This window comes from Enterocloster sp. OA13, from assembly GCF_022440595.1.
GTDB lineage: Bacteria > Bacillota > Clostridia > Lachnospirales > Lachnospiraceae > Enterocloster > Enterocloster hominis.
In genome coordinates this window covers 364395-379352 of sequence record NZ_JAKNTF010000001.1, presented here as the reverse complement: position 1 = coordinate 379352, position 14958 = coordinate 364395, and the positions used below count along the sequence as shown (strand labels likewise).

Annotated in this window: 13 protein-coding genes; 12 read left to right on the top strand and 1 reads right to left on the bottom strand. The window is 54.3% G+C overall.

What is annotated here, in order from left to right:
- The first annotated feature begins 45 nt into the window (after positions 1-45).
- The 12 genes from MCJ35_RS01775 to MCJ35_RS01720 all read left to right on the top strand — a co-directional run bounded on the left by MCJ35_RS01775 (position 46) and on the right by MCJ35_RS01720 (position 14499).
- The gene (locus MCJ35_RS01775) at positions 46-447 is read left to right on the top strand and encodes a PrgI family protein (RefSeq protein WP_002569171.1); all 402 of its coding nucleotides are present in this window, start codon (positions 46-48) and stop codon (positions 445-447) included.
- Entirely contained in the window at positions 398-2836 is a 2439-nt protein-coding gene (locus MCJ35_RS01770) for a VirB4-like conjugal transfer ATPase, CD1110 family (RefSeq protein ID WP_002569172.1), read from the top strand. The genes MCJ35_RS01775 and MCJ35_RS01770 overlap by 50 nt, the downstream gene beginning before the upstream one ends.
- Positions 2833-3792 carry a DNA-methyltransferase gene (locus MCJ35_RS01765; protein ID WP_002569173.1) on the top strand — a complete coding sequence of 320 codons (960 nt, stop codon included), beginning with the start codon at positions 2833-2835 and terminating at the stop codon, positions 3790-3792. The genes MCJ35_RS01770 and MCJ35_RS01765 overlap by 4 nt, the downstream gene beginning before the upstream one ends.
- A 35-nt stretch (positions 3793-3827) precedes the next feature.
- The gene (locus tag MCJ35_RS01760) at positions 3828-5897 is read left to right on the top strand and encodes a C40 family peptidase (protein WP_002569174.1); all 2070 of its coding nucleotides are present in this window, start codon (positions 3828-3830) and stop codon (positions 5895-5897) included.
- A gap of 34 nt (positions 5898-5931) precedes the next feature.
- A complete protein-coding gene (locus tag MCJ35_RS01755) occupies positions 5932-6210 on the top strand; it encodes a DUF4315 family protein (RefSeq protein WP_002569175.1) in 279 nt (92 codons plus the stop codon).
- Positions 6203-6904 (top strand): DUF4366 domain-containing protein, encoded by a 702-nt coding sequence (locus MCJ35_RS01750; protein ID WP_002569176.1) that lies wholly within the window; start codon positions 6203-6205, stop codon positions 6902-6904. The genes MCJ35_RS01755 and MCJ35_RS01750 overlap by 8 nt, the downstream gene beginning before the upstream one ends.
- Positions 6901-7089 (top strand): hypothetical protein, encoded by a 189-nt coding sequence (locus MCJ35_RS01745; protein ID WP_002569177.1) that lies wholly within the window; start codon positions 6901-6903, stop codon positions 7087-7089. Before MCJ35_RS01750 ends, MCJ35_RS01745 begins: the two co-directional genes overlap by 4 nt.
- Positions 7090-7104: 15 nt before the next feature.
- Positions 7105-9195 carry a DNA topoisomerase 3 gene (locus MCJ35_RS01740; protein ID WP_002569178.1) on the top strand — a complete coding sequence of 697 codons (2091 nt, stop codon included), beginning with the start codon at positions 7105-7107 and terminating at the stop codon, positions 9193-9195.
- 212 nt (positions 9196-9407) lie between these two features.
- Positions 9408-12971, top strand: a complete 3564-nt coding sequence (locus MCJ35_RS01735; RefSeq protein WP_002569179.1) for a YodL domain-containing protein — start codon at positions 9408-9410, stop codon at positions 12969-12971.
- A gap of 3 nt (positions 12972-12974) precedes the next feature.
- The gene (locus MCJ35_RS01730) at positions 12975-13928 is read left to right on the top strand and encodes a hypothetical protein (protein WP_002569180.1); all 954 of its coding nucleotides are present in this window, start codon (positions 12975-12977) and stop codon (positions 13926-13928) included.
- Positions 13925-14137, top strand: coding sequence for a transposon-transfer assisting family protein (locus MCJ35_RS01725; RefSeq protein ID WP_004607965.1), 213 nt, complete (start codon positions 13925-13927; stop codon positions 14135-14137). The genes MCJ35_RS01730 and MCJ35_RS01725 overlap by 4 nt, the downstream gene beginning before the upstream one ends.
- The gene (locus MCJ35_RS01720; protein ID WP_002569182.1) at positions 14134-14499 is read left to right on the top strand and encodes a cysteine-rich VLP domain-containing protein; all 366 of its coding nucleotides are present in this window, start codon (positions 14134-14136) and stop codon (positions 14497-14499) included. The genes MCJ35_RS01725 and MCJ35_RS01720 overlap by 4 nt, the downstream gene beginning before the upstream one ends.
- 177 nt (positions 14500-14676) lie before the next feature.
- Here the strand turns inward: MCJ35_RS01720 and MCJ35_RS01715 are convergent, their stop codons facing one another.
- Positions 14677-14928 (bottom strand): helix-turn-helix domain-containing protein, encoded by a 252-nt coding sequence (locus tag MCJ35_RS01715; protein ID WP_002569183.1) that lies wholly within the window; start codon positions 14926-14928, stop codon positions 14677-14679.
- Positions 14929-14958 lie beyond the last annotated feature (30 nt).

Sequence of the window (14958 nt, the reverse complement as noted above, 5' to 3'; positions counted from 1 at the left end):
TGGGAAGTTACAGCAACACCAAACCCAGAGAAAGGAGGTTTTCACTTGGCGTATGTACCCGTACCCAAAGACTTATCCAAAGTCAAGACAAAAGTAGCGTTCAACCTTACCAAACGGCAGATTGTATGTTTTGCGGCGGCTCTCCTGTTCGGCTTGCCGCTTTTCTTTCTGCTCAAAGACAGCACAGGCACAAGCCTTGCGTCTATGGCTATGATTGCCGTCATGCTGCCCTGTTTCCTCTTTGCCATGTATGAGAAGCATGGACAGCCCCTTGAAGTGGTGGTGAAGAACATCATTCAGACGAAATTCATAGCCCCCAAAGAACGACCATACAGGACAGACAACTTTTATTCCGTCTTAGAACGGCAGAGAAAACTTGAAAAGGAGGTATCAGCGATTGCAAAAGGAAACACGAAGAAACAGCGCGGCGGGAAGCGCAAAGCCTAACCCGCCCCGCAAGCTCACCCGCGCCGAGAAAAAGCAGATTGCGGAAATCATCAGACAGGCAAAGGGCGACGGGAAAGCGCACACCGCGCAGCAGACAATCCCTTATATCCAGATGTACCCGGACGGTATCTGCAAGGTTACGGGACGGAAATACTCAAAGACCGTCGCCTTTGAAGATATTAACTATCAGCTTGCACAGGCAGACGACAAGACCGCCATTTTTGAGAACTGGTGCGACTTCCTCAACTACTTTGACGCTTCCGTTTCGGTGCAGCTCTCTTTCATCAATCAGGGGACGCAGCGCGGCGAAGCGGAAAAGGCGGTCAATATCCCGGCACAGGAGGACGCTTTCAATTCTATCCGCACAGAATACCGGGATATGCTGAAAAACCAGCTTGCAAAGGGCAACAACGGGCTTGTCAAAGCAAAATATATCACCTTTGCCATTGAAGCCGACAGTCTGGGCGCGGCGAAATCCCGCCTTGCCCGTATCGAAACGGACGTACTCAACAACTTTAAGCTCTTGGGCGTGTCTGCCCGCCCCATGACAGGCTATGAACGCCTTAAAATGCTGCATGGCATTTTCCACCCGGAGGGCGGGCAGTTTGCCTTTGATTTTTCATGGCTTGCCCCGTCCGGGCTTTCCACAAAGGACTTTATCGCCCCGTCCTCTTTCCGTTTTGGCGAGGGGCGGTATTTCCGCATGGGGCGCAAAATCGGCGCGGTTTCATTCCTTGAAATCCTTGCGCCGGAATTAAACGACCGTATCTTATCTGACATTCTGGACTTGGAAACGGGCGTTATCGTCAATCTGCATATCCACAGTATCGACCAGACCGAAGCCATAAAGACAATCAAGCGGAAAATCACCGACCTTGACAAAATGAAAATCGAAGAACAGAAAAAAGCGGTACGCAGCGGCTACGACATGGATATAATCCCGTCCGACCTTGCCACTTTCGGCAGCGAAGCGAAGAACCTCTTACAGGACTTGCAGAGCCGGAATGAAAGAATGTTCCTCTTGACGTTCCTTGTGGTGAACATGGCAGACACAAAAAGGAAACTGGAAAATGACGTATTCGCGGCGGCGGGCATTGCACAGAAGAACAACTGCGCCTTAACCCGCCTTGACTACCAACAGGAAGCGGGGCTTATGTCCTCTGTACCGCTTGGGGAGAACCTTATCCCCATTCAAAGAGGGCTTACCACGTCAAGCACCGCTATCTTTATCCCCTTTATCACGCAGGAGCTTTTTCAGACGGGCGCGGCTTTGTACTATGGCTTAAACGCCCTTAGTAACAACATGATACTCTGCGACCGCAAGCAGCTAAAGAACCCCAACGGCTTAATCTTGGGTACGCCGGGAAGCGGGAAATCCTTTGCCGCCAAACGGGAAATGACAAACGCTTTCCTCATTACCGACGACGACATAATTATCTGCGACCCGGAAGCAGAGTATTTTTCCCTTGTGCAGCGGCTTGACGGGCAAGTGATACGGTTATCGCCTACGGGCAAGGGCATTGACGGGAAGCCCCAGTATGTGAACCCTATGGATATTAACCTCAATTACAGCGAGGACGACAGCCCCCTTGCGCTGAAATCCGACTTTATCCTCTCCCTCTGCGAGCTTGTCATAGGCGGCAAGGAGGGCTTGCAGCCCGTCGATAAGACCGTCATTGACCGCGCTGTTAGGAACGTGTACCGCCCTTTCCTTGCAGACCCCGACCCGGAGAAAATGCCTATCTTGGGCGACCTCTACAACGAGCTTTTGAAGCAGCCGGAGCCGGAAGCGGCGCGTATCGCGGCGGCGTTGGAGCTTTATGTTTCCGGGAGCCTTAACGTCTTTAACCACAGGACGAATGTAGAGCTTTCAAACCGCCTTGTCTGCTTTGACATCAAGCAGCTTGGGAAGCAGCTCAAAAAATTAGGTATGCTCATTGTGCAGGACCAGGTATGGAACCGCGTCACCGTCAACCGGGCAGAAAGGAAATCCACCCGGTATTTTATGGACGAATTTCATCTTCTCTTGAAAGAGGAACAGACCGCCGCCTATTCCGTTGAAATCTGGAAGCGTTTCAGAAAATGGGGCGGCATACCCACAGCAATCACGCAGAACGTCAAAGATTTGCTTGCTTCCCGCGAAGTGGAGAATATCTTTGAAAACTCTGATTTTGTCCTCATGCTCAATCAGGCGGCGGGCGACCGGGCTATCCTTGCAAAGCAGCTCAACATCTCCCCGCAGCAGATGAAGTATGTCACCCACACCGAAGCGGGCGAGGGGCTTATCTTCTACGGGAACGTGGTGCTGCCCTTTGTAGACCGCTTCCCGAAAGACACCGAGCTTTACCGGGTAATGACGACGAAGCCGGAGGAAGTGGGCGAAGCATGAACGGGCTGAAAACTGACACAATCATCAACCGGGACGCGCTCTATGCCTTGCGGGAGCTTCCAGAGGAAAGCGTACACTGTTGCGTCACAAGCCCGCCCTACTATGCGCTTAGGGATTACGGGCTTGATATGCAGATTGGGCGGGAGGACACGCCGGAGCAGTACATTGACAGGCTGACCGAGGTTTTCCGCGAGCTGCGCCGGGTACTGCGTTCTGACGGTACGCTCTGGCTGAATATCGCGGACACCTACTGCGGCACAGGAAATAAAGGCTACCATGCAGACCCGAAGAACCCGAAAGGCAGAAACGGACAGCAGATTGCAAGAAACAACCGCGTTTCCGGCTGCAAACAAAAGGACTTAATCGGTATCCCTTGGCTTTTAGCCTTTGCCCTACGCGCTGACGGGTGGTATTTACGGAGCGACATTATCTGGCAGAAAGAAAACCCCATGCCGGAGAGCGTGAAAGACCGCCCTACCCGCTGCTATGAACATATCTTTCTGCTTACGAAGTCAAAGAAGTATTTTTATGACGCAGCCGCCATAGCCGAGCCGTTAGCCCCCACAACGGCGGCGCGGTACCGCACCGGGCGCAGCGCGGGACAGAAATATGCGGACGAAGTACCCGGACAGGGGAACGTACAGGGGCTTAACCGGGCGCGAAGCGGCAGCTACTACGACGAAGCCCTCATGCCGACCATGCGGAACAGGCGGGACGTGTGGCTTATCAATACCGTTCCCTACAAGGGCGGGCATTTCGCCGCGTTCCCGCCAAAACTTGCCGAAACCTGTATCAAGGCGGGCTGTCCGAAAGGCGGCGTTGTGCTTGACCCCTTTTTCGGCAGCGGCACGACGGGGGCAGCCGCAAAGCAGCTTGACAGGCATTATATAGGCATTGAGATAAACGCCGAGTATTGCGCCCTTGCAAGGGCGCGGATTGGAGGGACAGACACATAAAACAATATAAGGCGCGTGAAAAAGTCACGCAGAAAATGACCCGCGAGGGGGCTGTCGAGGTAAACGCCGCTACCGGGAAAAAGAAACGTATCAGCAAGCGGATAAGGGACGCGGACTTTGCAAAGACCGAAGCCCCACCGCAGCCGGAACAGGCAGCGCAGCCCCTACCGGGCGGCGCAACTTCCCCGCCCTTAACCGACACGCCGCCGCTTCCCCATGCGCCGGGGGCAGAACGGGAACAGGACACCGCAGCAGCCGAGCGCGTCTTGGAACGTATCGACGGGGCGCGTACCAGAAAGGCGAGCAAAAAGGCGGCGAGGAAAGCACAGGCAGAAGCCACAGCAAAAGAAAAATCTTCCCGCTTGCAGTTTACCGACGAGGAACGGGCAACGCCGGAGCTTGAAAGGTATATCCGAAAATCGGACAAAGCAGCCGACCGTCTGGACGCGGCAAAGGCGGCTATCCCCAAAGAAAAGAAACTTGTACGGGAGCGCACCTTTGATGAAGCCACCGGGAAAGGCAAGACCCGCCTACATTTTGAGGAACAGGAAAAGCCCATAGGAAAGAATAAGCCCCACAATAACCCGCTATCCCGCCCCGCACAGGAAGCGGGTATTTTCGTCCACAACAAGATACATTCCGTTGAAAAGGACAATTCCGGCGTTGAGGGGGCGCACAAATCCGAAGAACTGGCAGAGCGCGGCGCAAAGTACGGGGCGCGGAAAGTCAAGGAGGGCTACCACAGCCACAAGCTCAAACCCTACCGGGCGGCGGCAAAGGCAGAGAAAGCGGCGTTCAAGGCGAATGTGGATTTTCAGTACCATAAAGCCCTGCATGACAATCCGCAGATTGCGGGCAATCCCCTTTCCCGCTTCATGCAGAAGCAGCAAATCAAGCGGCAGTATGCAAAGTCGGCAAGGAAAGGCGGCGCAAAAACGGCGCAGAAAGCCGCAGAGAACACCCGCAAGGCGGCAAAAAAGACCGCCGAGGAAACAAAAAAGGCAATCGCTTTTGTAGGGCGGCACCCGGCGGGCGTATGTATCGCCGTTGCCGCGCTACTCTTATTCATCATGGTATCGGCGGGGCTTTCCTCTTGCGGTTCCATGTTCTCCGGCTTGATGAACGGCATACTTGGGACTTCCTACACGTCGGAGGACAGCGACCTTGTGGCGACGGAGAACAATTACGCCGCAAAGGAAAACGAGCTTCAGCAGCAGATTGACAATATCGAAAGCACCCACCCCGGCTATGACGAATACCGCTATGACCTTGACAGTATCGGGCATAACCCCCATGAGTTAGCGTCCTACCTCACCGCCCTTTTACAGACCTACACCCCGCAGAGCGCACAGGCAGAGCTAAATCGCGTCTTTGCCATGCAGTACACTTTGACGCTGACAGAAGAAACGGAAATCCGCTACCGCACAGAAACAAGCACAGACCCGGAAACAGGGGAAACGACCACCGAGGAAGTACCCTACGAGTACCATATCCTCAACGTGAAGCTGACGAACAAGCCCATTTCCGAGATTGCGGAGGAACTTCTAACGCCACAGCAGCTTGAAATGTACCGCGTCTATCTGGAAACAAGCGGAAACAAACCGCTGATTTTCGGCGGCGGCTCCCCCGATATGGGCGCGTCCGAGGATTTAAGCGGCGTACAGCTTGTAAACGGCACACGCCCCGGCAACACCGCCGTTGTAGACCTTGCGAAGCGGCAAGTCGGCAACGTGGGCGGGCGACCCTTTTGGAGCTGGTACGGATTTAACAGCCGCGTGGAATGGTGCGCCTGTTTCGTTTCATGGTGCTACAATCAAGCCGGAAAGAGCGAGCCGCGCTTTGCCGGGTGCCAGTCACAGGGCGTACCCTGGTTCCAGTCACGCGGGCAATGGGGCGCGAGGGGCTATGAGAATATCGCCCCCGGCGACGCTATCTTTTTCGACTGGGACGGGGACGGGAGCGCAGACCATGTGGGGCTTGTTATCGGAACGGACGGGGAGCGCGTCTATACCGTCGAGGGCAATTCCGGCGACGCCTGCAAGATAAAGAGCTACCCCGTCAATTACTCCTGTATCAAAGGCTATGGGCTGATGAACTGGAATTAACATATTTTTGAGCAAAGAAAGGAGAAATTTATTGATGGCTATGAACAAAATTGAACGTATCGACAAAGAGATTGCAAAGACCCGCGAGAAAATCACCGAGTACCAGAACAGATTAAGGGGGCTTGAAGCGCAGAAAACCGAAGCGGAAAACCTGCAAATCGTACAGCTTGTGCGCTCCATGCGCCTTTCCCCGCATGAGCTTTCCGCTATGCTTTCCGGCGGCGGTATTCCGGGCATGGAAGCCGCGCCGGGCTACCCCGCAGAACCCGCAGACCACGACACCGAAGAAATGGAGGACACCGAGAATGAATAAGAAAATCCTTAGAACCTTGACCGCACTCTGCGCCGCCCTCATGCTGACGGGCGGCTTTTCCGTCACCGCCTTTGCACAGACCCCGGAGGGACAGGACGCGACCGACGACAGCGGCGTTGTCTATGAGGAACCCGAAAAGGAAGAACCCCTTACCCCGGACGGGAACGCGACCCTTGTAGACGATTTCGGCGGCAACAAGCAGCTTATCACAGTGACGACCAAAAACGGCAATTACTTTTATATCCTTATCGACCGGGACGACGAGGGCGAGGACACCGTACATTTCCTTAATCAAGTGGACGAAGCCGACCTTATGGCACTCATGGAGGACGGAAGCACCGAAGCAGCCCCGCCCGCCGTTTGCAGTTGCACCGATAAATGCGAAGCCGGAAAGGTAAATGTGAGCTGCCCTGTCTGCAAGGACAACATGACCGCTTGCAGCGGCAAGGAAGCGGAGCCGGAAACCGAGAAACCAACAGAGCAGCCCAAAGAGAAAGGCAATACAGGCGGGCTTGTGCTTTTCCTTGTCGTGGCACTTCTTGGCGGCGGGGGCGCGTTCTATTATTTTAAGTTTATGAAGCCAAAGCAGAACGTCAAGGGCGACACCGACCTTGAAGATTTCGATTTTGACGATTACGACGAGGACGAGGGGGACGGGCTTTCTGATGAAGAACAGGAGGACGAGGAAGCATGACGCTTTTTACCGAAAACCCTTTAGAAAAAATGATGGTACAAAGACCCACCGGGCGGCGTGACAGTGCGCCGCCCGTTCCAAAATCCCCGGCGTGTATGCGTTGCCCTTATAAGGCGCAATCCCCCTGTATCGGCTATTGTCTGAAACAGGCACAGGAGAAGAAGCACACCGCGCCGGAACGCTGAAAGGAGGATTTTTTCATGGCATTTAGACTTGTGATTGCAGAAAAGCCGAGCGTGGCGCAGACTATCGCCGCCGCGCTTGGCATTAAGGGGAAACAGGACGGGTATATCGAGGGCGGCGGCTACCTCATTTCATGGTGCGTCGGGCATTTGGTACAGCTTGCGGAAGCTGCCGCCTACGGGGAGCAATATAAAAAATGGAGTTTTGACAGCTTACCCATTCTGCCGGAGGAATGGCAGTACGCCGTTGACCCGGACAAGGGGAAGCAATTCAAAACCATTAAAGAGCTTATGCACCGCGCCGACGTTTCCGAAGTGGTAAATGCGTGTGACGCGGGGCGCGAGGGTGAATTGATTTTCCGCTTTGTCTACGAAGTGGCGGGCTGCAAGAAGCCCATGCGCCGCTTGTGGATTTCTTCAATGGAGGACGGGGCGATTAAGGCGGGCTTTGCTTCCCTCAAAGACGGGCGGGACTATGGCGCGCTCTTTGCGTCCGCCCTCTGCCGCGCAAAGGCTGACTGGCTTATCGGCATTAACGCCACCCGGCTTTTCTCCTGCCTGTATGGAAAGACCTTGAACGTGGGGCGCGTCCAGACCCCGACCTTAAAAATGCTCACCGACCGGGACGCGGCTATCTCCCATTTCCAGAAAGAAAAATATTATCATGTTCGCCTTGATTTATCCGGCGCGGACGCGGCAAGCGAAAGGATTTCGGACAAGGCAGAAGCCGACGCGCTGAAAGGGGCTTGCGAAGCGGGAAAGGCGGTATGCGTTTCCCTTACCAGAGAGAAGAAAACCGCAGCCCCGCCAAAGCTCTTTGACCTTACCTCTTTGCAGCGGGAAACGAACCGCATTTTCGGTTACACCGCAAAGCAGACCCTTGACCTTGCACAATCCCTTTATGAAAAGCGGCTCCTTACTTATCCGAGGACGGACAGCAGCTTTCTTACTGACGACATGGGCGGCACCGCAGCGGACATTATCGCGCTGCTCTGCGAAAAGCTCCCCTTTATGGCGGGCGCGGACTTCACGCCGGAGATTGCAAAGGTATTAGACAGCAAGAAAGTATCAGACCACCACGCAATCATTCCCACTATGGAGCTTGCAAAGGCTGACCCGGACGCGCTGCCGGAAAGCGAGAAGAATATCCTTACCCTTGCGGGGGCGCGTCTGCTTTTTGCCACCGCCGAGCCGCATATTTATGAAGCGGTTACGGCGGTTTTCTCATGCGCCGGGACAGACTTCACCGCAAGGGGAAAGACCGTACTTGCGGAGGGTTGGAAAGAGCTTGAACGCAGATACCGGGCGACGCTGAAAGATAAGCCCGAAGCAGAGGACGGGGAAAATGAGGGCGTGACGCTGCCGGAGCTTTCCGAGGGACAGAACTTTCCTAACCCCGCCGCAAAAGTAACGGAGCATACCACAACGCCGCCGAAGCCCCACAGCGAAGCGTCGCTTCTCTCTGCTATGGAGCGAGCCGGGAACGGGGACACCGACCCGGACGCGGAACGCCGGGGGCTTGGCACTCCCGCCACCCGCGCCGCCGTCATTGAAAAACTGGTAAAGGGCGGCTTTGCAGAGCGCAAGGGGAAGCAGCTTATCCCCACGCAGAACGGAGCCGCCCTTATATCAGTCTTGCCGGATATGCTCACTTCCCCGCAGCTTACCGCAGAATGGGAAAACAATCTGACGCAGATAGCAAAGGGAGCCGCAGACCCCGGCGAATTTCTGTCCGGCATTGAAGCTATGGCGCGGGAGCTTGTGCAGACACACGCCGCAGCACTGGACGGGAAAAAGGATTTGTTCCGGGAGGAAAAGCCCTCTGTCGGCAAATGCCCCCGTTGCGGTTCCCCCGTCCATGAGGGGAAGAAAAACTATTATTGCAGCAACAAAGAATGTGCCTTTGTCATGTGGAAGAATGACCGCTTTTTCGAGGAACGCAAGACCGCTTTTTCCGCGAAGATTGCCGCCGCGCTCCTTAAATCCGGCAAAGTGAATGTGAAGAAGCTCTATTCCCCGAAAACAGGCAAGACCTATGACGGAACTATCGTTCTGGCTGACACTGGCGGGAAATACGTCAACTACCGTATCGAAGTACAGAAGAACTAAAAACTTGAATAGCAAGCATAGGAAGCGGGTACCCACTTCCGTAAATCCCTGTCCTGCCGCTGACGCGCCGGACGGGGATTTTGCTTGTTGGGAAGTTTCCCAAACCCTCTAAAAAAATGAAAAAATTGTTGGCATAACGCACAGCCCACCGTAGTACGGGGCGAACCCCAAAAGCGCGGCGGTGCGCCGCCATTTCAGAAAGGAGCGAATGAATGGAAAAGAAAAAAGGTTACTCCATGTTTGAGCGTGACAAGTTAGACCCGGCTGACAGTATGCGGATAGAGCGAAATATTTATTTTGAGGAACAGACCGCTGACCTTTCCGGGCTTACCGCCCTGCCCTTAGAACAGTTACAGGCATTGCGGGAAGAATACGCGGCGGCTGAACAGGCAGCTTTTGAAGCCTTGCAAGAACAGGCGGCGGCATGGGACGAACAGGCGGGAAAGACCCTTGCCATTGACAAAGCCATTGAGTATGTGAGGACACCCGAAGCTACGCATACCGCGAACCAGTGGGAAGCTACGGACTACGGGAAGCACATCAGCAACCGCGTCTACCAAATGCGCTACCACATATCCGAGAATACCCGGTATGACAGGGAAAAAGAGAAATCCATTCCCTATTCGTGGACGCTTTCATGGAGTATTTACACCAACAGCCCCCACAATTACGGACAGGCAAAAATCGCCGGACAGGAAAGGAAAGTCTTTGCAGACAAGGCAGCTATGGAAAAATATCTGAATGGGCGTATCAAAGCCTATCAGCATTTATTCACCGAGGTATCGCCGCCTATCCCGCCAGAGTATGCAGAGCATTTCAAAGTAAACGGGCAGCTTTTACCGGGCTATGCTATCGAGGGCGAGGAACGGGCGCAGCCTACCGCTGAAAAAGCAGCCCCCACCACAGCAGAGCCGCCACAGGACACCGAACAGAGAAAGGAGCGTGAAACCATAAACGAGCAGTTTTCAATTCTTATCGACAGCCGCAGCCGCTTTGAAACAGGCAAACCGGGCGGCGTGTGGCTTCCCATGCCGACCACAACAGAGCAGCTTCATGCGGCTATGGAAAGCGTCGGCATTACCGCAGACAATCCGCAGGATTTTTTCATCAACGGGTATTCTTCTACGGAGGACTGCCCCTTTGACTTGCCGCTTTCCGTTATCCAAAGCGCAAGCATGGACGAGCTGAATTATTTTGGAAAACTTCTGGAAATGCAGAGTGACGGGGACAAGGATAAATTTGCGGCGGCGGTTACACATGGCGAGTATGCCGGAAGCATGAAAGACCTTATCAACCTTGCACAAAACCTTGACTGTTACTGGCTCTATCCCACTGTCCGCAGCGAAGAAGATTACGGTTATTATCTTATCGACGAACTGGACGAGCTGGAGCTTCCCGAAGAAGCAAAGAAATATTTCAAGTATGAAGAATACGGGCGGGACGCAGTTAGCAAGGATAAGGGGCAGTTTACCGAACAGGGCTATATCTATAACAATCAGAACACCTTTACCGAATGGTATCGGGGAACGGAAAACGAGATACCCAAAGAATACCGCGTTATGAGCTTCCCACAGCCGGAACGCGGCGGACAGGACAAGACCTTTATGGACGCAGCCGCCACAGAGCAGACCGCCCGAACCGCCGCAGAGCAGCCACAGGAGCCGCACCCGGTTATCCCTATCGTGCTGACAGCCGGGAAGCCCGCCGAGAAATTAAAAGAGATTACCGACCGTCTGGAACAGGGCATTACGGAACTCTTTGACAGCGAGCGTTACAAGGAATATCTGAAAGTCATGTCAAAATTCCATAATTACAGCTTCCGAAACACCGTCCTTATCGCCATGCAGAAGCCGGACGCTTCCCTTTTGGCGGGCTTTTCCGCTTGGAAGAACAACTTTGAGCGAAATGTGATGAGAGGGCAAAAGGGAATTAAAATCATTGCCCCGTCGCCCTATAAAATCAAACAGGAAATGCAGAAAATCGACCCGCACACGCAGAAGCCCATAATCGGCAAGGACGGAAAGCCCGTCACCGAGGAAAAGGAAATCACCATACCCGCCTACAAGGTGGTATCCGTCTTTGACGTTTCCCAGACCGAGGGAAAGGAACTGCCGGACATTGCCGTTGACGAACTGACAGGCGACGTTGACCGCTATAAGGACTTTTTCGCAGCCCTTGAAAAGACTTCCCCCGTTCCTATCGCCTTTGAGAATATCGAGGGCGGCTCTCATGGCTACTACCACTTGGAGGACAAGCGCATTGCTATCAACGAGGGCATGAGCGAATTACAGACCTTAAAGACCGCCATTCACGAAATCGCCCATGCGAAGCTGCACGACATTGACCTCAACGCGCCAAAGGACGAGCAACCCCGCGTTGACCGCCGCACCCGCGAAGTCGAAGCGGAAAGCGTCGCCTATACCGTCTGCCAACATTACGGGCTTGACACGTCGGACTATTCTTTCGGCTATGTCGCCGGGTGGAGCAGCGGGCGGGAGCTGTCCGAGCTGAAAAGCTCCCTTGAAACGATACGCAGCGCAGCCGCCGAGATTATCAATTCCATAGACGCGAATTTTGCGGAGCTGCAAAAGGCACAGGACAAGGAGCAGACCGCCGGACAGGAGCAGCCCACCAGAGAGGGACAAGAAGCCGCGCCACAGCCGGAAGCCCCGAAAAAAGCAGATACAGCCGGGAAAGAAAAGCCGGAAGCAGCCCCGAAAGAAGCCTTTACCCCGGAAACGATTTACAGAGTGCGCCGGAACCCTTACAGCGACAGCCGGGAAAACAGCCACCTCTTGCAAGCCTATGTGACACAGGAGAACGGGCGGGCGAAAATGGGCGACGTGCTTTATACGGGAACGCCGGAGAAATGCCGCGAGCTTATGGGGCAGCTCAAAAGCGGCGAGCTGACCGAGGGCGACGTAAAGCAGCTTTACGCAAAGGCACAGGAAACGGCGCAGACCACCGGACAGGACAAGGACACCTTTTCCATTTACCAGATAAAGGGCGGGGACGAAACAAGGGACTTCCGCTTTGAGCCTTACGACCGCCTGCAGGCGGCGGGAAATGTGGTTGATAAAGCGAACTATGAGCTTGTCTATTCCGCGCCCCTTGCGCCGGAAACTTCCCTTGAAGATATTTATACCCGCTTCAATATCGACCACCCAAAAGATTTTAAGGGACACAGCCTTTCCGTTTCGGACGTGGTAGTGCTTCATCAGAACGGACAGGACACCGCGCATTACGTTGACAGCGTAGGCTTCCGGCAAGTGCCGGAGTTTTTACAGGAGCAGAAGCAGCTTACCCCGGACGAGCTGACAACGGGCGAAACAATCCAGACACCGAGGGGGACTTTCCATGTGACCGCCATGAGCCGGGAGCAGATAGAAGCCGCCGGATATGGCTTTCACCACCAGTCGGACGACGGAAAGTATCTGATTATGGGGAACGGGACGCGGGCGTTTGCTGTTGCCGCAGAGCAGCCGGAAAAGGCAAACCCCTTGAAGCATATCGAGGACACCGTAGAGCAGAACGACAACAACTTTGACGGTATCATCAACAACACCCCTACCGTTGACGAACTGGAAGCAAAGGTTAAGGCGGGAGAAACAATTTCCCTTGTTGACCTGGCTAACGCGGTCAAAGCCGACAAAGAGCGCGGCAAGGAAGCGAAGCCGGAAAAGAAGCCCTCTATCCGGGCGCAGCTTAGGGCTGACAAGGAAAAGGCGCAGAAGAAAAACGCAAAGCAGAAATTACAGGATTTGGAAAGGAGCTGACCCATGCCGAAACAGAGTAAATTTGAGAACGTGGATTTGTTCGCTTCCCTCAATGCGGTTATGAAGCAGAACACAGGCTTTTACCAGAGCGACTTGGAGATTGACAAGGAGATTATCGCAAAGGCGGCGGCAAGCCCCCGCAAGGAGGACAAGACCCTTTTGTGGTTCTGCCGCCCGTCCGGGACGCATTGCTTCCGGGAGCGCGACGTTTTCCTCAAAGACACCGCGCCCCACAACACATGGCGTTTCTACATGGAGCAGACGAGCGACCGCGTCCTTGCCTATGCAATCGAGCTAACGGGGACGGAGCGCGGGAAAATCAAGGGCAATCTGTACGAACTGGACTACGCTAAACATTATGAGCGCGTCAAGGAAAAGGAGCTGCCCGCCGATACGGTGAAGCTGATTTATGAGCATGGGGAACGGGAGATACCCGCCGGACAGTTTTTCAACGGCAATCCCGATTATGAGCTTGGAAAGTTTGAACGCTTTGAAGCCGTACCCAACGACCCGGACGCGCTGCAATCGCTCTTACAGGAAGAACGGCGCAGCCGGGAGCAGCTTCCGCCGGGGGATTTCAAGGCGCATATCGCCGCATTGCGGGACGGGCTGATTGAAACGGAAGCGCGGCGCATTGTACGGGAAATGAAGCGGCACGACACGCCGAACAGCCCCAACAAGACCCATTTCATGGTAGAGCTTTCCCCGGCGTTCATGCAGCTTGCAGCCACAAAGGACACTGACCGCCTTTTCTCCATGCTGCCCTACAAGACCCTTGCCTTTTCCAAAATCGAGGGCAGACATGGGACGTATGCGCTGATTGACAAGGGGGAGAACCGGGACAGGAAGATAAGGAAGCCCCGCCCCTCTATCCGGGCGCAGCTTAAAGCAGACAAGGCAAAGACCGCCCCGAAAAAGGCGGCGGCAAAAACAAAAAATCACGATATGGAGGTATGAGCATGATTAGACTGACTGTTGAAGAAACAAACCTTTTGAGCATTTACAACGAGGGCGGCAAGCGGGCTTTGATTGAGAATGTCAACGCCGCGCTGCCCTACATGGACGCGGATATGCGGGAGCTTGCAAAGCGCACCCTTTCCAAAGTGGACGCTTTGACCGAAGCGGAATTTGCAGAGCTTCCCATTTACGCCGCTGATGAAGTATGAACGGGGTTAAGCGGCTGACGCCGCCCCAGAGCCGGAAAGTCAACGCCCTTGTGCGCCGGACGTGCTGCAATTATGATAACGGGAACTGTATCTTACTGGACGACGGGGACGAGTGCGTTTGTCCGCAGCTCATTTCCTATTCGCTTCTCTGCAAGTGGTTCCGGGCTGCGGTGCTTCCCGCCGACAGGCTACTCTATGCGGAGCTTTACCAGACAGGGGACAAGAAGAAGTGTACCGAGTGCGGCGCGTTCTTTGCGTCAACCTCTAACAGTGTCAAATACTGCCCCGTCTGCCGGAAGCGTATCACCCGCAGACAAGCTGCCGAGCGCATGAGGAAAAGACGCACCCCTGTTACGCAGTAGGTGCGGAAAATCCCTTGATTTACAGGGCTTTCCGGGCGTGAAAATCGGATAGGCGATACTTTATACCTTTACCCCCGAAAATGGCGTTCTACTGCGTAACATTCACGAAAACAGCACCCATAAAAAGACAGGGCGCGGAAGTCATATACTGGCTTCCGCGCCCTGTTCTTTTTTTGCCTATCTGACATTTCCCTTTTCCATTTCTTCAAGCGGGAACTGCGGGAGGGCTTCTATCAGCTTCTTTGTGATAGACTGGCGCATATCTTCGTTGATTTCCTGTTTCGTGCTTCCGTCTGGCTGTCTGACCGCTACCGTCGATAGCCTGTCGATTTCGTCCTTGTAGCAATCCACGACTTTCTCCACCGCCCATTTCTCCCCGGCAACGGCGGCGCGTATGGTTTCATATTCCGGCATTTTCTGGTTTTCCATGCTCAACGCTCCTCTGCTTTTTGATAGCCC